The sequence below is a fragment of the Chitinophagales bacterium genome (genome assembly GCA_041392475.1).
GTDB lineage: Bacteria > Bacteroidota > Bacteroidia > Chitinophagales > UBA2359 > JAUHXA01.
The window spans coordinates 3,286,457-3,310,736 of sequence record JAWKLZ010000001.1 but is presented as its reverse complement, the minus strand read 5'-3'; the positions used below and the strand labels follow the sequence as shown (position 1 = coordinate 3,310,736).

General features: G+C 37.9%; 18 protein-coding genes. 9 read left to right on the top strand and 9 right to left on the bottom strand.

Annotation, left to right across the window (positions count from 1 at the left end):
- The first annotated feature begins 77 nt into the window (after positions 1-77).
- Positions 78-767, top strand: a complete 690-nt coding sequence (locus R3E32_12325; protein ID MEZ4885509.1) for a hypothetical protein — start codon at positions 78-80, stop codon at positions 765-767.
- A gap of 20 nt (positions 768-787) precedes the next feature.
- Complete coding sequence (locus tag R3E32_12320; GenBank protein MEZ4885508.1) at positions 788-1,975, top strand: aspartate aminotransferase family protein; 1,188 nt, start codon at positions 788-790, stop codon at positions 1,973-1,975.
- A 43-nt stretch (positions 1,976-2,018) separates the two neighbouring features.
- On the opposite strand, the gene R3E32_12315 is transcribed toward R3E32_12320, so the two are convergent.
- From R3E32_12315 to R3E32_12300, 4 genes are read right to left on the bottom strand one after another with little or no spacing between them, the layout of a single operon-like run.
- Positions 2,019-2,411 (bottom strand): hypothetical protein, encoded by a 393-nt coding sequence (locus R3E32_12315; protein ID MEZ4885507.1) that lies wholly within the window; start codon positions 2,409-2,411, stop codon positions 2,019-2,021.
- 4 nt (positions 2,412-2,415) lie between these two features.
- Positions 2,416-2,904: a Rab family GTPase gene (locus R3E32_12310; GenBank protein ID MEZ4885506.1), complete on the bottom strand. Its 489-nt coding sequence runs from the start codon at positions 2,902-2,904 to the stop codon at positions 2,416-2,418.
- Between the two features lie 57 nt (positions 2,905-2,961).
- Positions 2,962-3,897, bottom strand: a complete 936-nt coding sequence (locus R3E32_12305; GenBank protein ID MEZ4885505.1) for a hypothetical protein — start codon at positions 3,895-3,897, stop codon at positions 2,962-2,964.
- 26 nt (positions 3,898-3,923) lie between these two features.
- A complete protein-coding gene (locus tag R3E32_12300) occupies positions 3,924-4,256 on the bottom strand; it encodes a hypothetical protein (protein MEZ4885504.1) in 333 nt (110 codons plus the stop codon).
- A gap of 184 nt (positions 4,257-4,440) precedes the next feature.
- Between R3E32_12300 and pdxH the strand changes: the two genes are divergently transcribed.
- Both pdxH and R3E32_12290 read left to right on the top strand, forming a co-directional pair.
- Positions 4,441-5,097, top strand: coding sequence for a pyridoxamine 5'-phosphate oxidase (pdxH, locus tag R3E32_12295; GenBank protein MEZ4885503.1), 657 nt, complete (start codon positions 4,441-4,443; stop codon positions 5,095-5,097).
- Between the two features lie 323 nt (positions 5,098-5,420).
- Entirely contained in the window at positions 5,421-6,644 is a 1,224-nt protein-coding gene (locus R3E32_12290) for a hypothetical protein (GenBank protein ID MEZ4885502.1), read from the top strand.
- Positions 6,645-6,672: 28 nt separating this feature from the next.
- Here R3E32_12290 and R3E32_12285 read toward each other — a convergent pair whose 3' ends face one another.
- The 3 genes from R3E32_12285 to aroB all read right to left on the bottom strand — a co-directional run bounded on the left by R3E32_12285 (position 6,673) and on the right by aroB (position 11,647).
- Positions 6,673-7,167: a transcriptional repressor gene (locus R3E32_12285; protein MEZ4885501.1), complete on the bottom strand. Its 495-nt coding sequence runs from the start codon at positions 7,165-7,167 to the stop codon at positions 6,673-6,675.
- Between the two features lie 747 nt (positions 7,168-7,914).
- Positions 7,915-10,440 carry an ATP-dependent Clp protease ATP-binding subunit gene (locus R3E32_12280; GenBank protein ID MEZ4885500.1) on the bottom strand — a complete coding sequence of 842 codons (2,526 nt, stop codon included), beginning with the start codon at positions 10,438-10,440 and terminating at the stop codon, positions 7,915-7,917.
- A gap of 148 nt (positions 10,441-10,588) precedes the next feature.
- On the bottom strand, positions 10,589-11,647 hold the full coding sequence (gene aroB / locus R3E32_12275) for a 3-dehydroquinate synthase (protein ID MEZ4885499.1): 1,059 nt from the start codon (positions 11,645-11,647) through the stop codon (positions 10,589-10,591).
- A gap of 908 nt (positions 11,648-12,555) precedes the next feature.
- Here aroB and R3E32_12270 point away from each other — a divergent pair.
- The 4 genes from R3E32_12270 to R3E32_12255 all read left to right on the top strand — a co-directional run bounded on the left by R3E32_12270 (position 12,556) and on the right by R3E32_12255 (position 21,915).
- Positions 12,556-18,042: a T9SS type A sorting domain-containing protein gene (locus R3E32_12270; protein MEZ4885498.1), complete on the top strand. Its 5,487-nt coding sequence runs from the start codon at positions 12,556-12,558 to the stop codon at positions 18,040-18,042.
- Between the two features lie 75 nt (positions 18,043-18,117).
- Positions 18,118-19,659: a T9SS type A sorting domain-containing protein gene (locus tag R3E32_12265; protein MEZ4885497.1), complete on the top strand. Its 1,542-nt coding sequence runs from the start codon at positions 18,118-18,120 to the stop codon at positions 19,657-19,659.
- 116 nt (positions 19,660-19,775) lie between these two features.
- On the top strand, positions 19,776-20,315 hold the full coding sequence (locus tag R3E32_12260; GenBank protein ID MEZ4885496.1) for a T9SS type A sorting domain-containing protein: 540 nt from the start codon (positions 19,776-19,778) through the stop codon (positions 20,313-20,315).
- A gap of 61 nt (positions 20,316-20,376) precedes the next feature.
- Positions 20,377-21,915, top strand: a complete 1,539-nt coding sequence (locus R3E32_12255) for a T9SS type A sorting domain-containing protein (GenBank protein ID MEZ4885495.1) — start codon at positions 20,377-20,379, stop codon at positions 21,913-21,915.
- 3 nt (positions 21,916-21,918) lie between these two features.
- On the opposite strand, the gene R3E32_12250 is transcribed toward R3E32_12255, so the two are convergent.
- Positions 21,919-22,206: an antibiotic biosynthesis monooxygenase family protein gene (locus R3E32_12250; protein ID MEZ4885494.1), complete on the bottom strand. Its 288-nt coding sequence runs from the start codon at positions 22,204-22,206 to the stop codon at positions 21,919-21,921.
- A gap of 335 nt (positions 22,207-22,541) precedes the next feature.
- Positions 22,542-23,531, bottom strand: a complete 990-nt coding sequence (locus R3E32_12245; GenBank protein MEZ4885493.1) for a hypothetical protein — start codon at positions 23,529-23,531, stop codon at positions 22,542-22,544.
- 279 nt (positions 23,532-23,810) lie between these two features.
- Between R3E32_12245 and R3E32_12240 the strand changes: the two genes are divergently transcribed.
- Positions 23,811-24,278: a GNAT family N-acetyltransferase gene (locus tag R3E32_12240; GenBank protein MEZ4885492.1), complete on the top strand. Its 468-nt coding sequence runs from the start codon at positions 23,811-23,813 to the stop codon at positions 24,276-24,278.
- Positions 24,279-24,280 lie beyond the last annotated feature (2 nt).

Sequence of the window (24,280 nt, the reverse complement as noted above, 5' to 3'; positions counted from 1 at the left end):
TTTTCTGCAATTTTTACGGTTTCTCCAAAAAACACTTATTTTGCGGTAGCGTTCTATTCAATAAACAACCAAAAAAAATGGACAATAGATTTGACAATGAGGTAGAACTTCCTCAAGGCATAGATATGTTTGAATTGCGGACGTATTTGGAAATCAATTATGATGGACAAAAACGGAAAAGAGCGCAAAATAGGAGCTTTGGAGACATATTCGGACGCTTTTTTATTGCGATTTGGAGTATGCTTTGGGTTGGAATGCCCTTGATAAACATGGGATTTGTAAGCTTGATGTTTACTTTTATTCCATTGATGTTTGTGTTGTCTTCGTTTTTTAAGGATAAAAAGATACGGGATAGAACCCGCATCAAATCGGCTACTATTCGGGTGAATCCTTACCGCATCAATATCGAAAAAAAGTATGTGAGAGGTATTTCGAGATTGAAGAAAGAGGAAATTGATGTGTTGGATATTGAAGAATTTTTTGTAGAGCGAAAAAAGGGGCAATTAATCAGACGGGCTTCTTTCACCCCTTCATTTAGTCTGAAAGCCAAACTATGCAATGGAAATGTGATAGATATTTTAGATGATATTGATACTTTGGCGCAAGCCAACTTTATCAAAGATCGCATCATTGCTTTTATGAAAAAGGATGTTGACTTATGGTTGGATGACCTCGATAACGAGACACCCAATTCACCTTCAATTGATTTGGATTTGGATAAAGACATTGACAAAAAAGGAGAATGGAAAGGGGGAATGGAGGACTAAGCAATGAACAAAAAAATTAAATGACACAAAGACAACTTTTTTTACAACACGTAGCGCAGACAAGTGATGCGCCGCTGATGTTGGAAATGAATCGAGCAGAGGGTATCTATATCTATGATGTAGAAGGTAGGGCGTATATAGATTTGATTTCGGGAATCAATGTCAGTATTTTAGGGCATTGTCATCCAAATGTAGTCAAAGCTATTCAAGAACAAGCTGCAAAGTATATGCACTTGATGGTATATGGTGAGTTTGTTTACACACCACAAGTACAACTGGCAAAATTGCTAATAAATCAGTTACCTGAATCACTTGATAGTGTGTATTTTGTCAATTCTGGAACAGAGGCAATCGAAGGAGCATTGAAGCTTGCCAAACGATATACAGGGCGTACGGAAATGATTGGCTTCAAAAATGCGTATCACGGAAGTACACATGGCGCAATGAGTGTGATGGGAGGTGAGTTTTTTCTGCGAAATTATCGGCCATTGCTACCTGATGTTCGGCATTTGACCTTCAATTGTTGGGAAGGTTTGGAGCAAATAAGCGAAAGGACGGCTTGTGTATTGGTCGAACCTATTCAGGGTGAAGCGGGTATATTGTTGCCCAAAGATGGGTTCCTTCAATACTTGCGTAATAGATGTACGGAAGTAGGAGCCATGTTGATTTTTGATGAGATACAGACAGGGTATGGTCGTACAGGAACTATGTTTGCTTTTGAGCAGTACCAAATTGTCCCTGATATTTTGGTGTTGGCAAAAGGCATGGGAGGCGGCATTCCGATTGGTGCGTTTGTGGCATCCAAAGAAATGATGGATTGTTTTACAAATCGCCCTGTATTGGGGCATATCACTACCTTTGGCGGCAATCCTGTTTGCTGCGCTGCTGGTTTGGCGGTTTTGCAGACTTTACTAAACACAAATTTGATTCAACAAGTACCTGAAAAAGAACGACTTTTTAGGGAATTACTGGTGCATCCTGCTATCAAAGAAGTTAGGGGCAAAGGCTTGATGCTGACCTTGGATTTTGGAGATACCGAAACGGGGCAAGCGGTAATTAGTGCTTGTATCAAGCAGGGCATCATTACTGACTGGTTTTTGTTTGCCGATGAATGTTTGCGAATTACTCCTCCATTGATTATTGAAGAAGCAGAAATCAGGGAAGCTTGTTCTTTGGTTTTGGAGGCAATAGAGAGTGTAATGATATAATTGAGGATTTTACAAGACTGCAATATTCGCCATTCTCTGGTCTTCAAATTGTCCTTTCTTCTTTTGCAATTGCTTCATTGCGTTCTTGCTGAACGATGCGAAGGTATTCGTAGTGTTTGGTAAAATCTTGAAGTATCCATACAAGCATATTGCTTTTTTTTGGATGTCGATAAAAAATAAAGTCAAAAAGCCAATTTTTGTCATTAAAAAGAAGTTCTACTCTCGGAAAGTACATTTCCCCATCTTCGATTCTTAATATACTCAACACGCTTTCAATGCTTTCGAGCATTGGAAAAGTATCCCAAAGACTTTTATTCTTTAGTGAGAGGATGTTTAAAAGGGTATTGCAAGTATCTATTAAAATTCCTTCATTGGAAAACAATACAACTTGTACCTTATCAGATAAATAGGCGGTTTTTTGAATAAGTAATGACATTTATCTAAATAATTTGTTGAGCGAGTTCTAAAAACATATTTTCGACATTTTCACCATGCAATGCACTGGTGAAAAAATCGGCTTGAATGGGTAAAATATTTTTGATTTGTTGGAGGGTATGTTGATCGAGTAGGTCGGCTTTGTTTCCTACAATGATGATAGGTACACTAGGGAGTTTTCGTCGAATGTACTCAATGTTTTCTGCCATGTTTAGAAAACTTGCAGGACGTGAAAGGTCGAAGACATAGATTGCCCCGCTGCTGCCCAGATAATAAGAATCAGGAATGCGAATTTGGGATTGTTCGCCACCGATGTCCCAAATAATCATATTGATTTTGACATCTTCCAGTTCTACTACTTTCTTATCAATTCTTACCCCGAGTGTAGTTTTGTAGCTTTCAGGAAACTTTCGATAGACAAATTGGCTGACTAAAGAGGTTTTTCCTACTGCAAAACTGCCTGTTAATATGACTTTTTTACTGACTGATCTCATTCTGGAAATTTGTAATTGAGTTCCGTTTAAAATGCGGAACAAGTTTTGAGTCTTTATTTACTTTGCAGGCAACTCATTCATTTTGGATAAAGAATAAGGCTTGTTCTTTTCAAATCCTTCAAAAGATTTTTTCAATTTTTTAGAGACTTGTTTAAACAATACATCATCTACTTCTACAATTAGTTTTGGCATTTGGTTTTCATCAAAGCTGTTTAGCGTGGTTTCTAATTTTTGTAGAAATGAAGGAGTAGAAGTACCATCTATGACCGTTGCTGAATAATATTTGTAATAATCGTAAATAATAACTTTGAAATTTTCGTACTCAATTGTACGCAATTCCTCAGTCTGTTTGGTAAAAATAAACTCTGCCGAAGATCTAATGGCAGAAAACATACCCGCTACCATATCCATATCCGTGATGTTGTTGGCAGAAAAACTGCCAAGGAGTAAGCCCGAATCTTTTTGAATCAGATATACTTCTTCAACAGTTGGGGACAATAATTCCTCGATGATATCTGCTTCATCTCCCTTTCCAAACCATCTTTTGAAGCGATATCTCCAGCGTTTCCATGAAAAAGCGTTTTTACGCTGTTCTTCCATCGCTTCAATGAACAGTTCAAACTGATAATTGACATACCGCCTCACCAACTTACCAATTATGGGATATACGGCTTCGATAAATTCATCTTGTGAATTTCGGATTTCAGTATTCACTGTCACCTTTACTTCTTCTCCAAATAGAGTATAAAAATTGGTTTTGAGTTCTTTGATTTTATCATTGATGATAGGATTGACTTTTTCCTGTATTCTCTTTGGATTGTGCATTTCTTCTTCAACCAGCGTCATTTGCTGCTCCTGATTTTGCAGTGCTGCCTCCAATTGATCCAATTCATTGCGAAGAATCTTTAGCTCTTTTCTTAACTGTTGGGTAGCTTCTTGTTCTTCCTTGAATAGGAGGTATTTTAACTGATTTATTTGAGTCGTGCTGTCCATTGTCAATCACTTGGCGTGGTTATTTTTTAGGCAGATATTTTGTTGCCAATTTCTACTAATAGCGTACCTAATTCTCTGCGATTGAGTTTTTTGTCTTCTAATTTTTCTGATTCATGTATCAATTTGTCATGTAGCTGCTGCAATTGAGAGCTCAAACGATTTTCCATTTGGCGCATTTCTTCGAGTAGGTAATTTTTTGTTTGCTCTATGTATTCCTCTATTTCTTGCCTATTTTGTTTTAAAAGATCATTGGATTCTCTAAACCGCTGCTCATAATCCTGCATATTCTGCCCAAAAATGATGTTCCTAATGGCATCAATCTGTGGCTGGGTATTGAGGTTATTATTTGTTTCGCTCATGGTAGTGTTATTTTGTGAAACTATATTAAAATTAAGCATTTAGCTACGAAAGTGATAAAAATAATTTGGAAAACGAAAAAAAAAATTCATTAAAATCATTTTTCAATTATAAAGGTAACAATCAATTTTCAAAGAAACTCCATAATTTTTTAAACTTTTGAAGGCTGAATGAATTATTAAGGGTATGGACAAAAACCAACTTTCAATAAACGAAATGCGGCAAAATTACCGCTTCGATACGCTTTCAGAATCAGAAGCCAAAACCAATCCTTTTGAACAGTTCAACCTATGGTTTGATGAAGTATTAAATAGTGATATCCGAGAACCCAATGCCATGACTATTGCCACTGTTTCCTCTGAGGGACGACCTTCAGCAAGAACGGTTCTTTTGAAAGGATACAATGAGGAAGGCTTCATATTTTATACCAATTATGAAAGTCGAAAGGGAAAAGAATTGGCAAAAAATCCATCTATTGCCATATTGTTTTTTTGGGATGTACTCGAACGTCAAATTCGCATTGAAGGAAAAGTAGAACTTCTTTCGGCAGAAGACTCTGACAACTACTTCAATAGCCGTCCCAAAGGCAGTAAAATTGGAGCAATCGCTTCCCCTCAAAGTCAGGTTATTCCCGATAGAAATATCATTGAGAAGAATGTAGAATATTTGACAGAAAAATATCAAGATACCGAATTTATTCCAAGACCTGAACATTGGGGAGGATATAAGGTCGTTCCTTCTATCTTTGAATTTTGGCAGGGACGGCAAAGCCGACTTCACGATAGACTACAGTACCTCCTCTTAGCAGATGGAAAATGGAAAATGGAAAGGCTGGCTCCATAAGAAAGGTTACGAAAGCATTGACGTTAAAATTGAAGTACAAAAAATTGATAGTGATAGTATTGAAAAATTGCTGTCAACTAAAACTGGAGTAGTCTTGTTCTTTTCAGCGAAATATATTAATTTTAGGAATATTTTTAGTCCACCCATGATAAGTTTACGTCACTTCTTTAAACTATCAACCGACAAAATCATCACAAGAATATACTTACTTCGCCCACAGATTTTTTATAAGAATATCTAAGGATTTTTCTGTCTTGGTTCACAGTGTGTTGCGTAAGCATCTTTTATTTTGACAACTAATTTTTATAAATATTCCTTTAGCAATGTTGAAATATTGTTATGTATTATTTGTGATGGGTTTGATTACACTTTCAACCTCCACAAAAGCAAAAGGCTGGACTTCCTGCTATGAATTTACTCCAATTGATACCCTAATCACACAGGATACAACTGCAATTTCTGAACACATCTTAGTGGTGAGACAGATCATTCATTTCAATGAAGTAATTTTAGAAGATACAGTAAAAGTGGGGAATACACTTCAAATCAAAAAAATCATTGTAGAACATACAGCGATTTCCCCCATTGATACCCTATATTTGGGAAACAAGCAGCGGATTGAAAATGAATTGGTTGAATCTCAGATTGTCGCTGCTTTAGAAACTGCACCCTTGTCCGTGGAAAAAACTACAAAACAACTACAACCCGATAACAAAAAGGAATCTATTGTCGAACCTGCAATAGCTACAAGCCCTTATTCGTCTAACTCTTACTTTGACAGTTTGCGTGCCTTAGAAGCAGCAGAAGCAGAAGCGAAGCGTAAACCGACGAAACCAACAAAGGAAACGGACAATAAAAAATTTGAAGCTACACCTATCAGTCGGGCAGGGCTGCCAGGGGCTAAGGTATTGGAAAGAAGGTCTATCACCCCTAAGGAAGCTTATAATTTAACGTTGGCGGAAATCGAAAAAAAACGGCAATATTATGCCCGTGAACTTCAAAAGGCGACAAACGAATCACAAAGACAGATAGTTATAAAAAGAGCCTCTGAGTATTTGGAGGAAATGATTGCAGTCGACGTAGTGCATTATTGGTACGGAACGACCTTTGATAAGGAAGGAATGGCTAAAAATCCGAATGAAGGCAAAATTGCTTGTAGCTATTTCATTACCACTATTTTAGAAGATGCAGGATTGAAGGTAAATCGGGTGAAGTTGGCCCAACAAAGCGCAGAAAACATTACCAAAACGCTCTGTAGTAGCGACAAAATGCAACGGTTTACAGCACCGATTGAAGTAAAAAACTACGTTGAAGAAAAAGGGAAAGGATTGTATATCATTGGTTTCTCTTTTCACGTTGGATTTTTATACAATGATGGACTTGAAACCTATCTCATTCATGCATCCCCTTTACCGCCTGGTACTGTGGCTCGCTTGCCGATAGTAGGCGCACGGTCTTTTGATTATTCCAATTTTTATGATATTGGCAAATTGTCTGACAATACCGATTTGATGCTGAAATGGATGAAAGGAGAAAAAATTTATTAAAATGAAAATACGGAGCTTTACTTTTGCTTCAATCTTCAATATCTTCTTCTACATCTGGGCGGTGTTCACAAGCTTCATTGGTACAGACACCATACAAGTTGAGTGAATGATGCGTTACTTCAAACTGAAGCAAATCGCCGACCATGCTTTTGATTTGTTGGATGCGAGGGTCACAAAACTCCATCACTTTTTTGCAGTCCACACAGATTAAGTGATCGTGCTGTTTGTAGCCATAAGCCTTTTCATATTGTGTTACATTCTTGCCAAATTGATGTTTTGTTACCAAATCACAAGCTACCAAAAGCTCCAACGTATTGTAAACCGTGGCACGACTAATATTGTGGTGGTTGTTTTTCATTTGGATGTATAAGGTTTCTGCATCAAAATGATCATCACGGGCATAGATTTCTTCCAATACAGCATACCTTTCAGGCGTTTTGCGCTGACCATTTTTTTCTAAAAAACCAATAAATATGTTTCGGACCTCTTGAAGTTGTCTTTTGTTTTTTGATATCGTAGGCATTGGTTAATAAAAGTTAATGAGAGTTAAAATAATATATAGATTTTCAAACTTGCACAGTATTGTTTACTTTCGCTGCTGTAAGACCGTTACACTTACCATCATCACCTTGTTACTAAATGCCGTTTGTTTGTGCATTTAATCTTACCATCAATTTAAGAACACTTCCATCAAAAAAAGTTCACTCACAAACTGACTATGTGATGTGATATATTTTGCAATGTAAATGACATTTTATGTATGCACATTAGATGAAGTGTGTCGATTCACAAGCTAGCTATACAAAGATGAAAGTAGTTTGAAACAAAAAACATTGCGTGTAAAAATAGTAGGGCAATGAAGGAAGAAGACTGCTCAAATATTTGAGGTCTAAAATTCATTCTAACAACCATAAAGAAAACCCGAAAGCGATGCCTCTGACAAAGAAAATTCATACTTCCTTTTTTGCCATTGGCTATGGCGATGATTGTCTTTGGCATTTCGCCTTCGGGAAAAAAAGAAACAAATGTAAACATCTAATGGCAGAAAGTCAACTTAAATCACTGCCTGCACTAAGATATTGATGGAACGTTTATTGATGGTAAACGTGTAACTGAGGGACTGTCGAGAGATAGTCCCTTTTTTTATTCAACAAAAAAAGCTGTACTACTTTCGCAATACAGCTTCTTGATAAATCAATTTTTTCGCACTAGCTAAAATCAAATTTACAAATATAAAATGACATTTCGCTATTTTAGGCACATTTTAATGTCAGACACTCTCTGTTGCTTTTTGAGGGGCAATCACGATTTTTTGGTCATCATCCAAGTCAATCAACAAAATATCTCCTTTCTCCAATTTTGCACCCAGAATTTCTTCTGCCAATGGATCTTCAATGTAGCGTTGAATCGCTCGGTGAAGAGGACGTGCGCCAAACTGAGGGTCGTAGCCTTTCTCTGCTAAGAAATCTTTGGCTTTGTCGCTCAATTTCATGGTATAGCCCAACAACTCAATGCGGCGATACAAATCTTGAAGGGCAATGTCAATGATTTGGAAAATTTCTTCTTTTCCAAGTGAATTGAAAATTACCACATCATCAATACGGTTCAAAAACTCTGGTGAGAAAGTGCGCTTCAATGCCTTGCCAATGGTGTTTTTGGTGAGGCTGTCCGACTGATCTTGTTTGGCAGAAGTGTTGAAACCTACACCCGAACCAAAATCCTTCAATTGACGCACTCCAATATTGGAGGTCATGATAATCAAGGAGTTTTTGAAGTCAATCTTTCTACCCAATCCATCCGTCAACTGTCCATCGTCCAATACTTGTAGCAAGATATTGTACACATCAGGATGTGCCTTTTCGATTTCATCGAGCAGAATCACCGAATAAGGTTTGCGTCTGACTTTCTCGGTCAATTGTCCACCTTCCTCATAACCTACGTAGCCTGGAGGCGCACCAATCAAGCGAGAGATAGAGAATTTTTCCATGTACTCACTCATGTCAATGCGAATCAGAGCATCTTCTGTGTCAAACAAGTAGCGAGCCAAAGCCTTTGCCAATTCCGTTTTTCCGACACCCGTAGGGCCCAAGAAAATGAAAGAACCAATTGGTTTTTTGGGGTCTTTGAGTCCCACACGGTTTCTTTGGATGGCTTTGGTGACTTTCATCACCGCTTCGTCTTGACCGATGATTTGCTTCTTGAGGTCTTCCTTCATGTGCAGCAAACGATTGCTTTCGCTCTGTGCCACACGTTTCACAGGAATACCTGTCATCATCGCTACTACTTCTGCAATGTCTTCTTCACCAACAGGATAACGCATGGTTTTTGCATCATCTTCCCAGCGTTGTTTGGCACGTTTCAGTTCGTCCAACATCTTTTTCTCGCTGTCCCTCAATCGAGCAGCCTCCTCATATCGCTGGCTTTTCACCACACGATTTTTCTCCAATTTGATATTTTCGATTTCTTCCTCCAACTTCACGATGTCCTCTGGAACATGGATATTTTTGAGGTGAACCCTTGCGCCTACTTCGTCCAACACGTCAATCGCCTTGTCTGGAAGAAAACGGTCGGTAATGTATCGGGTACTCAATGTCACACAGGCTTTGATGGCCTCATCATCGTAGTTCACATTGTGGTAATCTTCGTATTTTTCTTTGATGTTTTCCAAGATGTGAATCGAATCTTCAATGGAAGGAGGATCCACAATTACCTTTTGAAAACGTCGGTCCAATGCACCGTCTTTTTCGATGTACTGACGGTACTCATCCAAAGTAGATGCGCCAATACATTGCAGTTCGCCACGAGCCAAGGCAGGTTTGAAAATGTTGGAAGCATCCAACGAACCTGTTGCCCCACCTGCACCTACAATCGTGTGGATTTCATCAATGAACAAAATCACATCTCTGTTCTTTTCGAGTTCATTCATGATGGCTTTCATGCGTTCTTCAAACTGACCACGGTACTTCGTTCCAGCCACCAAAGCAGCCAAATCGAGCATCACAATGCGTTTGTCAAACAATACACGCGAAACCTTTCGCTGAATGATTCGCAGTGCCAAACCTTCAACGATGGCAGTCTTACCCACGCCAGGTTCCCCAATCAATATTGGGTTGTTTTTCTTACGGCGGCTGAGAATTTGCGAAACACGCTCGATTTCGACTTCTCGCCCAACAATAGGGTCGAGCTTGTCTTCTTCGGCAAGTTTGGTAATATCTCGCCCGAAATTGTCCAATACTGGTGTACGAGATTTTGCACTGGATTTTCCACGATTAGAAAAAGTGCCTCCACCACCACCGCCTCTTTGACGTTCTTCGTCAAATTCGTCGTCGGATTCATTGGAGTATTCTCCTTTCGTTTCGTGTTTCACATAATCCAGTTCGGTTTTGAACGCCTCGTAATCAGCGTCAAACTGGTGTAATATTCTCGTAGCTATGTTTTCTTTGTTCTTCAAAATTGATAGCATTAAGTGTTCTGTGTCAATTACTTCGCTCTTGAGCATTTTTGCTTCAAGCACGGTTACCTTTAGTACTTTTTCCACCTGTTTGGTCAGGGGAATGTCATTGGCGTTTACTACACGCCCCGAATTGTTGCCTTTTACAGCATCTTCGATAGCTCTTCTGAGTATGGTCAAATCAATCTCTAGCGATCTCAACACCTTGACAGCCATGCTGCCTCCTTCTCTCAAAATGCCCAATAGCAAATGTTCTATCCCCAAATAATCGTGACTCAATCTCAAGGCTTCCTCTCTGCTGAGAGAAATCACCTCTTTAACCTTTTGTGAAAATTTTGCTTCCATATTATGCTATAAATGTCAAAAACTATTCCTAGTCGTCAAAAATGGATGTTCTGGCATGAATACCTGTAATTTAGTCATGTTTTGCCGAAAAACCAATAAAACATTCGGCAAATTAGTCACTTTGCATAGTTTACAACAACCAATTGCTTCAAAAAGATTTTACAATATCTTCTTTTTTTAGGTATTGATTGATAATTGGTTTTCCGATTGCCTCCAATAGGGTAAAGTTAAGCTGTTTTGCGTCGTGTTTTTTGTCGTTTTGAAGGTATGCCATCACCGAGTCAAAATTGGCTGCTGCAAGCTCATAGGGGTCGTACAATTGCTGCATAAAATGTCGTATTTGCTCATATTCATTTGCAGGAAAATCAGTTTTTTGTATGGACAACTTCAATTCTGCCATCATGCCCAAGTGAATCGCTTCGCCATGTAGCAAAGGGTCAGCATCATGCTCCAAAGAAAAACTTTCTACGGCGTGTCCGACCGTATGCCCAAAGTTCAATATTTTTCGCCAACCTTTTTCAAAAGGATCGGCTTCAACCACCGATTTTTTGATCTGCAATGAACGCATGATGATGTCGGACCAATTGACTGTTTCAATATTGTCCCGATTGATGGTCAACAAATCCTGAAAGTAACCCGCATCTGCAATGAGGGCGTGTTTGATGATTTCGGCAAAACCATTGCGTATCTGACGAGCGGGGAGGGTCTGCAAAAAAATGGGGTCAATCAATACCGCTTGTGGGTTTTGGAAAAAACCAATCACATTCTTCAAATTGTCAAAGTCTATCCCCAATTTTCCTCCAATTGAAGCGTCGACTTGAGCGAGTAAGGTAGTCGGTATTTGAATGAAACGAATGCCCCGCTTGTAGGCTGCGGCTGCAAAACCACCCATGTCACCTATCACCCCACCTCCCAAATTGAGCAAGAGGGCGTTTCTATCTGCTTGTGCTGCTAACAATTGTGACCAAATAGACTGACAGGTTTGGATGTTTTTGTGGATTTCTCCGCTTTGTATCTGAATCACCATCGCCTCCTGTAATACGGGAAGTTTTTCCAACAAAATGGGCAAACAATGGGCTTTGGTGTTTTCATCTACCAACACAAATACTTGCGAATAGTTGCCTTCTGCCAACAATGCTGCAAGTGTGTTTTGGAAGTCGCCTAGGGTGATGGTGTAATCTGAGAGAGATACCGTTTTTGTGTTCATGGTTTTAAACTTTTAAGACGAAAGACGAAAGATATAAGATGTTAATGTAGGAATGATGGTAAATAGATTTCTATGAGGGGCATGGCCTCGACACCACACGTAGTCAATTATTTAGTCGTGCCGAAGCTACGCTCCTAATCGCTTGAATTCTATCTGTTTTTCTACAAATAGGGTCAGGGCTACGCCCTTGTAAATGTCTTGTCAAATGACTTTCTTGACAGTGTAATGACAGTCAATATGTGCCTCTTTTGTCTTTGTACTTGTGTCTTGTGTAGTTGGTTGAGGCAAATATAGGAGGAATTTATGGTTTGAGGGTTTTGTTTGCCTATAAGTTGGAGAATTGAAGCTGAAAATGTTTTTTGGTTCATCGAAAATTTTAGTGGAAGGAGACTTTTGTAGTTTATCCTTGAAGATATGGAGTGTTTGGAAATCAGTATGCTCTGAAAAGTAAACTACAAAAGTCTTTAACTCCTCCACTAAAAATACCCATGAGTCTGTTTTTTTTCTACAAGAATCAACGCTATGTAAGTCTTGTCTGCAAAGGCTTCCGCTTTGTTTTGGTGTTCATAGCATAACAAAAACTTTTCCTCCTTACTCTAATTTATTTGAAAATTTGTTTTTTATGTCTTAACTTAGTAACTCATGAACAAATGCTTGTTTTGAAAAAGTCTATACAACGTGTTTGGATAGATGCTTAAAATAAGTCATTCAAAACTTTCCCACTAAGCCCATTGGAAAAAAATGCTTTTTTCAATCCTTTAAATTTTGTTTTTTATGAAGCGTTTTTGTGTATTTTCTTTTTTGAGAGAGGTTTATGTATTGCCCCCCCCATGATATGTTTGAAGTTTGGTAATTTAGAGCGAAGTAAATTTCTTCAAATTATTCCCTTATTATTTGTTTTAATGGGAATGAATTTTTCTATTTTGGCTCAAAGTTCTGCTATGATGGATGCCAATCTTGAAGTGATTGCAGAAAGCGAACCTACCCCTGGATGGCTGGTATTCAAAGAGAATCTGAATACAACTGATACCACAATTTTTGAAGACTACAAAAGTAACTTTAGTTTGGGAAGTAAGGACGAAATGGTGCTGCTAAGTAGTGTTGCAGATAAATATGGCTTTACCCACAATTACTACCAACAAACCTATCAAGAAATTCCTGTGGAAAGCGGACATTTTAGAATACAATCCAATCTGCAAAACAATACTGTATGGAAGGGCAATGGTAGAATTGTAAAAGGTATAAACGCAAATCCAATTCCAAATCTAAACAATGCTAAAGCGGTGGTAACTGCTATTGAATACATAGATGCAGAAGTGTATGCTTGGGAAGTGGATGAGTCTTATACTTATCCAACAGCGGAACTTCTTATTATTCAATCAGGAGAAGATAATATTTTGGCTTATAAAGTAGATGTTTATACAAGTGTTCCTTTTGGGGGGCAAGCGATTTATGTAAATGCACAAAATGGAAATATTGAAAAGACTGTTTCCTTGTACAATGGTCTTTGTGTAGAGACTGAAGAACTTTCTAACTGTACAGCAAGCGTTAATCAAGATGTCAATAATTGGTTTTTTGACTTTGATGTTTGTATAAAAACGACAGAAGAAGATGGAGTTTTCAAACTGAAAGATCTGTGTAGAGAGTTATATCAAAGTGAGACCAAACAGTCACAAATAGAGACAAGGCTAAGTAATTCCTTTGACCCCACAGGATTACCCGTTGATGATTCTTTTGTATTCTATATTGATGAAAATAACCCTCCCTCAAATAATGATATTGTAAAAGATGCTTTTAGTATGCATTTTGCAGTTGAGAGAGCCTATGACTACTTTAAGAATTTGGGAGCTATGTTTTTAGACCATGACGATAGAAATTTGATTGCGAGAGTAAGAGGAAGTAATATTGCTTCACAGACAAGCATAGGTGTGAATGAAAGTGGAGTTCAAAATATAGATCCTATAGTTCATGAATTTACTCATTTTATCGCAAGGAATAAAATGAATCCTTTATCTCATGGAGTTCCAAGTGTAAGTTTAGGCATAGAAGAGTCTTTTTGCGATATTTTAGGGGTAATGACAGATTATACTGTGAGAACTTCTTTTGGAGAAACTACACTGCCTGATTATCATGTGGCCACAGCAGGTAGAGACTTTAGCAAGTATCAATCATTGGTTTATAATAACGATGGTTCTGTAAACACACAGTTATCAAATTACAATTATTATACTATTAACTATTATGCTATAGGAGGAGTACATTCTCATTGGTTTTATTTACTCTCAGAAGGAGGCAAAGGATTGAGAATTGACAATTCGACACCAATATCTGGAGGGATGCCTATTGGTGGAAGTTATAACATTTGTCCTATTGGTTTTGAATTAGCCACGGATATAGTTTTTAATAACTACTATTTTGAACAAGGGCAAATGGAACTCAATTTTGATAATGTGAGACAAGGTTCTTTATCAGTATTAGAGAATATGGAGGACGCTGGATATTTTACTACAGAAGAAGAATACCTAAATGCCGTTAGACAAGTAACCAATGCATGGTATGCTGTGAATGTGGGAGAACCTTACAATGGTGAAACTGAAAATAATGTTGAAATCACAGGCGACTTAGGGATTTGTCATGGTGAAAGCACAACTTTAACTGCAAGTGCGGGTTATGCTTCTTATAGTTGGTCAACAGGAGAAACTACCCAAGTAATTACTGTAAATGAAGAAGGAACTTATATAGTAGAGTTGGGAAGTGAAGACAATGAAGGCAATGCTTATTGTGATGCAATGGTTTCCGTTGATGTGTTTTTTACTCCTTTTGTAGATTTAAGAGGAGACGAAAATGGAGAGGCAACATTTTGTTTGGGTAAAGAATTGAATGCTGGTGAAGGAAATGGTTTGTCTTATCAGTGGTCAACGGGAGAAACAACCCAAAAAATAGCTCCTCAATCTATAGGTGTTTATACTGTTACAGTCACTGAGGGAAACTGTAGCAATACGGATGAAATTAACATAACTCATTTGTGGCAAGCAACTATAGATGCGAGTAATGCTGCTACTTTTATACAAGGCTCGGAATATTTTTATTGTGACTTTGATAGCAGTCCTTTGGTTCTTAGCTTAAATGGTGATTTTGAGGAGTTGAGAGACTTAACTTGGTATGATGTTATCGAAGATAAAGAAATAGGAAAAGATATACTTAGTATAAGTATCACAGAACCTGGAAGATATCGAGTGGATTTTTCTGAGTTAAATAGTAGCAGCGATGGACTTTGTACTGTATCGGATGAAATCACTATATTGGGAGAAATTATTGAACATAATACTACAGTTCCTAACTCCTTGAATATCTGCTCGGAAGACAATTTTGGCATTGATATTAATGATTACTTCACAGGAGCACAAGAATATACCATTTATCCTCCTAATCAAGGTACACCAGTCCATGTAGATGAAGAAGGCTTAAAAGATTATTCTGTTACAAAACCTGGAGAATACAAAATTACAGGAAAAGAAAGTTATTGTGGTTCGGAATTCAGCCACACTTTTAATGTAAACCTAACTGATTTAACTGTAACGATTGATATAGAGGGGGATGAGCCTTACTGCGGTAGGGCAACCTTAACCGCTAACAGTAGTTCTGAAGATGTGACCTATCAGTGGTTTCCATCAAGCATAAACACAGGTGAGAAAAGTATCACCGTAGAAAATACAGCAAACTATAGGGTTCGTGTAACCAGTCAAGGAAATCAGAACTGTACTGTCATGTCTGATCCTCTCCCAGTTACCATTCGTCCTGTTCCTGCTCAGCCCTCTTTTACTTCGGAAGATTTGATTGGTGAATGTGGAAAAAAACTTGAGCTTGTCTCGATTTCTATTTTTGACAGAGGAACTTGGTTTTTAGATGGAGAAGTTGTTGGACAGGGACAAAGTTTAACCGTGAAAACGCCAGGAACTTATACTGCACAAGTCACTACTTCCCACGGTTGCGTAAGCCCTTTAAGCACTCCTACCACAATAACAATGAATGACTTAATGCCAGAAGTTGATTTTGTACAAGCAGAAACAGATACCGACACTTGGAACGATACCTTTGAAGGGGCTTCAACTACTACTACCATGACCTCTTTTACATGGAATGTCAATACTGGTCCTGACCAGATTTTAGGTACTTTGGTTGTTCCAGAAGGAGTAGAACTCAATATCTCCAACAAAACCATCACCTTTTTAGATGAATATTCGGGTATATCGGTCAAGGAAGGAGGAAGACTTCGCTTAAACAAAGCTACTCTACAAGCTCATGAGTGTTCGGGAATGAATTGGAAGGGGATTCAGGTAAAAGGAAAGCGAAGTGAACCACATGAAACTTGGTATAGCAATCCCAATTCGAGTCAATTACACCCTGACCATGGCATTGTTATCGTAAATAATCAGAGCATTATTCGAGATGCCATGATTGGCATTCATGCTTATGCGGTGACAGATGTGGTGGTAGATCCAATATCTGGAGCTATTTCGGACATAGGGGGGGGCTTCGTTCATATAGAGAAGGGAAACTCTCCACTTGCAAAACGCAACCAATTTGTTAACAACAAAGTAGGAATTCAAATCGAACAACACGATGCAGTTCAGAGGAGCTTAATAACAGATACTGATTTCATAAATGATGCCCCTTTTCCCAATGCTTCGGTTAATGCTTGGGCAGGGGAATACAAGCACATTATCCTGAATAGGGCGAGTAGAAATATAGACGGACAGGTAGATGGAGGTTTGCATATTTATGGGAATGACTTTAGTACAGATGACGACAGTGATTTGAACGGAGTAGCAAGGGGAATTGGGATTGTGGCAATTCAAACCAATATTACGATTGGTAGTGAAGAAAACAACTCATTTGAACCGAATGAGTTTACCAATCTTGATAAGGGCATAGATATTTACAGCACGGCTTCTTTGATGAATGTCACAAATGTAATAAACAATCAATTCTACAACAATCACCATGCGATTACCCTTAATACCACTCCTACTGCTATAGTCAGTGCAAATTACATCGAACTGCCCACAGTAGCTACTGAAAACTATCCCGCACATGGCATTTTCATCAAACAGTCTTTTGCCCTTAAAATGGAAGGCAACCGTTTGGTTTCCAAAGATGATATGCTCAGTTCCAATCCTTCTATCAATCAAGTCAAAGGGATTGTTTTTCAAGATTGTTTTAAAGATGGAGAATTAGATAGTCATATAGAAGAAAACCGTTTTGAGGGAGCGATTGGGGCAGGCACACAATTTGAAGGAAATAGCCAAGGTATTCAACTTTTTTGCAATAAATATTTAGAGGACGGTGATACAGGGGAAGTGCCTTTGAATGATTGGTATTTGCCTAAAGAATCGGAGAGTGGAACGGCAATGGGAGCAAATACCATTATAAATGCTCAAGGAGATTGTAATGGACTTAATGGGGTGTTTGATATGTTTTGGCAAGATTGGCATACTACCAACAACTTTCAAAACAGAAGGCATATCTATAATTTGGCAGCCCATACAGTTGAATTGAATTATGGTGGAATAGAATCTAAACCCACCGAAATAGATGGTGCTGATGACGGTGTAGATGATGCGGATTTGGATGAATGTACTGGCGGAAGTCCTCTAAATAAAACTATATGTGATGAAGTATTTATTGCTCCTCCTAATGACGATGGAATTGTTTATACGACTCCTATCTATCCTCCTAATCCTCCACATCCGCCTCGCCCTACGGGTCAATGTGAATTGACAACCAAGGATATTCAATATTTATTGGCGATCCATCAAGTCAATGAGGTTTTGATGGATTTGGCTTGTCTCAATGAAATATGGAGCAATAAACTACTGGTCAACACCTATGCTGCAAACGACGATGAACAAACTGCTCGTTTCTATCTGAATCGTATTCCACAAAGTACGGCTGAAAATGTGGAATTTCATCAACTATACGAAGCTGTTTGGGGTGGACAGATACATCAAGTAGAGAGTATTTCAAATAACATAGTTTCCTCCAATGCGGCTTTGGCACAAGCACATTTGGTAGTATTGAGGGGAGATATTTATTCAAGGAAATCCACTCCTTTGGAGGAAAATCATAATAGTAGTAAACGAAACTCAAACATACTTGAAAGCCAACAAGGTTTTACTATTTATCCAAATCCTGGAAACACTCTTATTCATGTAAATTGGAAAGGAACAGGAAATGCTTTATTCCACATTTATGATATGAATGGTCAGTTAATCTTTTCTAAACCTATCACTCAAAATGAGAACAGTGTGGATATAGAAGACCTTCAAGCAGGCATTTATTACTGCCGAATGCAGGATATAGAGGAAGTAGAAAAATTGGTAATTATACGATGATGTTATTTTCTGCCACTATGGTTCTCAATAGAATTGTAGTGGCAGATTTTTTTGGAATATTAAAATATGGAGGATATGCGATTTATTTTATTTCTATGGCTACTTGCTTTTCAAATAGGATATAGCCAAAACCAAGATTTTAGCTACTTCAATAAAGTCTATGGTGCTGACACGATGAATATTTTATCTATGGTTTGTAAGCCTTTGCCTAATGGAGATTATTTTGTATTGGGAGGCTATACAAGTATTAATCAGTCTCATATCCTATATTTAAGAAAAATAGATTCATTAGGTAAGTCTATTTGGCTAAAGTCTATAGACAGTGGAGAGAATGCAGCAGTAATAGAAAATGGACAAGAGGCATTGATTAGCAAAGACAATCATCTTGTACTAACTTTTTATAAACAAAATTCCTTGAATACAGATGATTTCTCTATTCATTTATTGAAGCTGGATACAGAAGGAAATATAGTATGGAAACAAGTTTACCACAATGGTATAATCAATACCGTTAACCACCTCATAGAAACACATGACAATGGTTTTGTTATTATTGGAACAGAAGGCACTTCATCGTCAGAAGATGGATTCTGTTATGTTTTGAGAACCGATAATTTGGGAAATACAATATGGAAACAAACCTATCAATTGGATGGACATACGCTTGGATTGAGTATAGAGCAAACCCACGATAATGGTTTTATTTTTAGCGGTACAGGCGAGACGACAGGAATGGATTATGATATGTTTGTCATTAAAACGGACTCATTGGGCAATGAAGAATGGCGGAATACCTATGGAGGAGAAGAACAGGAGGGGTATTCTTATGTCAAACTATTGACTTCCAAAAGCGAATATGAGCAGGCAGGTAAAATGGAATATTTATTGATTGGAGAAGATAAACCTATACAGTCAGATGATGATTTGTATATTGCAAAGTTGGATGATAGAGGAACGGTTATTTGGGAAAAAAGATACGATGATTTTGATGATATAAAACATCCTTATCCTTATTTTCAGACCATGCCTGTTTTAGAATCTGATAAGGGTTTTAAAATTATGGCTAATTATCGCGGTGTAAATGAACAGGGTGTGATTGTTAGAATACCCGTATTGATGGATTTTGATAGCAATGGAAATGTCAATTGGCAGAAAGTAATGAGTATGGATATTGAATCAAAAGTTCATGTTAGAGATTTACAAGCTACTCCCGATGGTGGCTACATCATGGCAGGTTTTAAATCTTCTCCTGCTCCTCAACAGAGTTGGATTGTCAAGGTGGACGCAGATGGGAATACTTGTTGGGTTGCCGATTGTGACAGTACCGTTTTGATTACCAACATAGAAGAACCTTCTATTTCTCCAAGCTCTTTTTCTCTTTCCTTATTTCCCAACCCCGCTTCCGAACAGGTGGAGGTGGTATATCAATTGCCGAATAATCAAAGTGGCATCTTGAAGGTGTATGATTACCAAGGGAGATTGATAGATAATAGGGTATTGGATAATGGATATTCGAGTTTGATATTGGATTTGGAGGGTTTTACAGCAGGGGTATATTTGTATAGTTTGGAGGTGGAAGGAGAGAGATTGGAGAGTGGGAAATTGGTAGTAGAATAACCACTTCAACTGTTGGCAAAATTGGAAATTGTTGCCAAAGTTTCCGTTCTTGTAGCAAGACCTTGCCAACAGTTGTAAACTTTGGCAACGGTTGAAGTGGATGTAAAATAAGCGATATGATTTGGACAGATAAATTATTGGTAGGCACTTATACGGCACAAGGTAATACAGCTATGGCACAGCAAATATTGGCGAGAATTCCCCAAAATACAGCTGAAAACTTGGAATTTCATCAATTGTATGAAGCGGTTTGGAATGGACAGGTACATCAAGTAGAGAACATTGCAACTAATTTCGTTTCTTCCAATGCGGCTTTGGCACAGGCACACTTAGCAGTATTGAGAGGTGATATTTATCAGCGTAAATCCATGCCTCTATTAGAGGTGCATAACGGTAGCAAAAGAAATTTGGATGAATTTGCTGAACAACAGAGCTTTGGTATTTATCCAAATCCAAGCAATACAAGTATTTCTGTAAATTGGGAGGGAATAGACAAGGTACTTTTCCATATTTATACTTTAAATGGGGAAAAAGTAATTTCTAAACAATTGTCTAAAAATGAAAATATAGTAAATATTCAAAATCTCTCTGTTGGTATTTATTATTGCCGAATTGAGAATAACAATATCGTTCAAAAACTAGTGATTATTCAATAACTTCTAATCTAATGCCGGAAATGGTTAAAGCCATTTTCGGCATTTTAAATATAAACCCATCATGTATTTTTACAAAAAACAATACATATTTTGCATTATTTTTTTCATTAGTAGTTTATCATTAGTAGCACAAGAATTTATTTATTTTAATAAAACTTATTGGGGAGATACTCTGAATATTCATTCACGAGCATTGGAACAAGTAGATGATGGCTATTTGATATTTGGAAGTTATGCGAGTATCAACGAAAATGTACTTTTATATGTTAGAAAAATAGATAGAGAGGGAAATCATCTGTTTCTCAAAAAGCTCATTCTTGAAAACAATGGTATAGGAGGGCTATTTTCAGGTTCGTACAGTATTGTAACAAATGATAGAAATATTTTATTATGTATTGCTTTTCCCGAGCATGCCGATAGCCTTTCAGACATTCATTTTATGAAAATTAATTCAGAAGGAAATATTCTTTGGCATAAGATACATAAAAATAATTTTATCAATGGTGTATATGAAATTATTCAAACAGAGGATAAAGGATTTGCTGTTGTTGGTATTCAACGAACTTCTATGCAGGAACCCGGAGTGGGCTATTTTTTAAAAACAGATAGTTTGGCAAATATCGAATGGGAAAAAACATATTATCTTGACGGACATACGGGAATTACTAGTATTGAACAAGTACATGATAGTGGTTTTATAATTAGTGGGGCAGGTTATCAATTAGGTACAGAATTCGATATGTTTGTGCTTAAAACAGACTCATTGGGCAATGAAGAATGGCGTAGAACTTATGGCGGTGAGGAAGATGAGGGATATTCTTACATTAAACTATTGACATCCAAAAACCAATATGAACAAACAGGCAAAATGGAATATTTATTGATTGGAGAAGATGAACCTATACAGTCAGATGATGATTTATATATTGCGAAATTAGATGATAGAGGAATTGTATTATGGGAAAATAGATACGATGATTTTGCTGGGTTGAACTATCCTTATCCATTTTTTGAAACCATGCCTATTATCAAAAATGGTGGTTTTAAAATTGTTGCAAACTATCGCAGTATCAAAGATACACGAGTGCCTGTATTAATGGACTTCAATCGCTATGGACAAGTAAACTGGCAGAAAACAATGAGTATAGATACTTCTGCCAATGTTTATATCAAAGATTTGCAAGCTACTCCCGATGGTGGCTATATCATGGCAGGTTTTAAGTTTTCTCCTGCTCCTCAACAGAGTTGGATTGTCAAGGTAGATGCAGATGGGAATACTTGTTGGATTGCCGATTGTGACAGTACTGTTGTTTTTACTGATATTGAAGAACCCTCTGTTTCTTCCAATTCCATTTCTCTTTCCTTGTTTCCCAATCCTGCTTCGGAACAGGTGGAGGTGGTGTATCAATTGCCAAAGAACCAAGAGGGTATATTGAAGGTGTATGATTATCAAGGGAAATTAGTGGTTAATTATCAATTGTTAATGGTCAATGGTGGATTAACATTGGAGGTGGGGGACTGGGTGAGTGGGGTGTATTTGTATAGTTTGGAAATTGAAGGGGAGAGATTGGAGAGTGGGAAATTGATTGTGGAAAAGTAGTTTCTACCCAATCCTATCCACCGACCATGCCTTTGGCTTTCCACCAAACAGTTTTTTGGTCTTGGACCAAGTATCCGCAAAAAAATCCGACTGACGGTAGTTTTCCAAGTTTTCGGGCGTTTGCCAATGACTGTGGGTGAAGACAATTGCAGGATTGTTTTGGTCTTGCCATAGTTCCAAATGTATGCAGCCTTCAAATTGCCGAATTTTGGGACTGACTTCTTCAAACAAGGTTTTGAAGTCGGGAATCAAGGCTTCTTGAAATTCCATTTTGACGATACGAATGAGCATGGTATTTTATTTTTTAGAAAAAGTAGTTTCACATTTTAGCAGCATCGCTGCGGCTCTTTTTGTAGAACTACCATTAAGATTTTTTCAAGGGGCATAGCCTCGACACCACATATAAACAGTCATTTAGTCGTGCCAAAGCTACGCTCCTAATATCTTTAATTCTATCTGTTTCCCTACAAATAGGGTCAGGGCTACGCCCTTGTAGTTGTCTTGTCAGATAATTTTCGTGAAAGTGTATTAAGAACGAGACTTTGGAAGTTTGTTCTCAAAGATATGGAATACTTGAAAATCAGCATTCTCTGAAAAGGAAACTTCCAAAACCTAATTGCAAGTTTTTACTCTTGCTCCGCAAACAAAGAGCCAATTCCCGCCGAAGTATTCACAAAATTGGATTTGGAAGTGAAGCGAAAGTCTTTTTCCTCGTCATTCGTGGTCAGACATTCACATTCGCCGCCCATAGTAAAGCTACCCGCATCTCCACAATTGGTTCGACAGACCTCCAAAGTAGAAGAAGGAGTGATGTAGAGTTCACCTTTGCCGTTGAGAGACAGTTCGATGCGGGCATAGTCAATGTAAGAACCATCCTTCCCTTTTGCCAACAAAAAATATTTGCCTGCATTGCCCGACACAATGAAACTCTCCGTAATTTTTGTAGGAGTCACCAACTCTTCTTCAATGGCTTTGTGGAGGCGATTTTGGTCGAAGGTCAAGACCTTGCCATCTATACTGCCGATAATGGTTTGAATGGGAACCAGACTACCAGGAGTCACTGTTTTGGAGCTGGATTCGCTGAGGCGTTTGGCGGTAATCAATCCACCGATGCCTTTTTTGGTCAAGAAAAAACCATCTTGGGCTTGGTAGCTCGACATCCCAAATTCGGTGGGTTCATTGCAGATACAGGTTCGACCTGCAAAGTCTTGGTCTTCACACCTGACGGCATAACAAGATTCCAGTTTGGATTTGGTGGTCAAATACAATTGGGTTTGGGTTTCGGCATCTTTCTCTAAACTCAAACGCACAATTTTTGCATTGCCGTTGGAAACCAATCCTTCTGCAAAAATGTAAAAATTGCCATCTTTTTCTAAAAGTTCCACTCCATTGAGTTTTGTGCCATCGTAGTATTCCTCTTCAATGGCTTTTAGGAGTGTGGCATCACTTTCAACGAGCGACCATGCGCCATTTTCATTTTGAGCAATCAATACTTTGGTGTCAAAAGGATTGGAGGTGATGGTGTAGGTATGGTCTTGTGCTTTGAGCGAACTACCTGACATGATAAAAAGTACAAATGCCACTAAGGCATTGAAACAATGGGCTTGTTTGAACATGGTGAACAGTATTTTTTTTGTGTGGTATTAAAGAAATAGAACGAAAGAAGGGGTAAATATGTTTGGTTAATGGCATTTTTTTTTAATGTCAATAAAATTTACGGGTCTTTGACAAAATCTGTGATTTGAGACTTCGGAAGTTTGCCGCTTACAAAATCAAAAAACTATTTCGCTAAAAATTAACCTCTTATAAAATGAAACTTCCGAAGTCTTTATTACTTACACAAAAATTGTCACAGAACCAAATTTACTTCAATCACTCATATCTATAAAAAAAACATGCAACACTTCCATATCCGACCTGCAATAGAAAAGGACTTCAACGCCGTTCTGGATTTGATCAAAGGTTTGGCGGTATTTCAAGGTAAGCCCGAAAAAATGCTGAATACGCTGGAATTGATGAAAGCGGAACAGCAATATTTTGGGTGTTTTATTGCAGAGAATGAAGCAAAAGAAATCGTTGGGATGACGGTTTATTCCTTTGTGTACCATACTTGGGTCGGCAAATCTATTTACCTCGATGACCTCTATGTGAAGGAAGCCTATCGGGGGCAGAAAATTGGCTCAGACTTGTTGAAAGCAGTTTTTGCAGTCGCCCAAAAAGAGAACTGTAAAAAGGTGCGTTGGTTGGTTTCTAACTGGAATATACCCGCTATTGAGTTCTATAAAACCTTTGGCGTGAAGTTTTTTAAGGAAGAATGGATTTGTGATTTTGACGGGGAGGCGATTTTGAATTTTAGTGTGTAAGC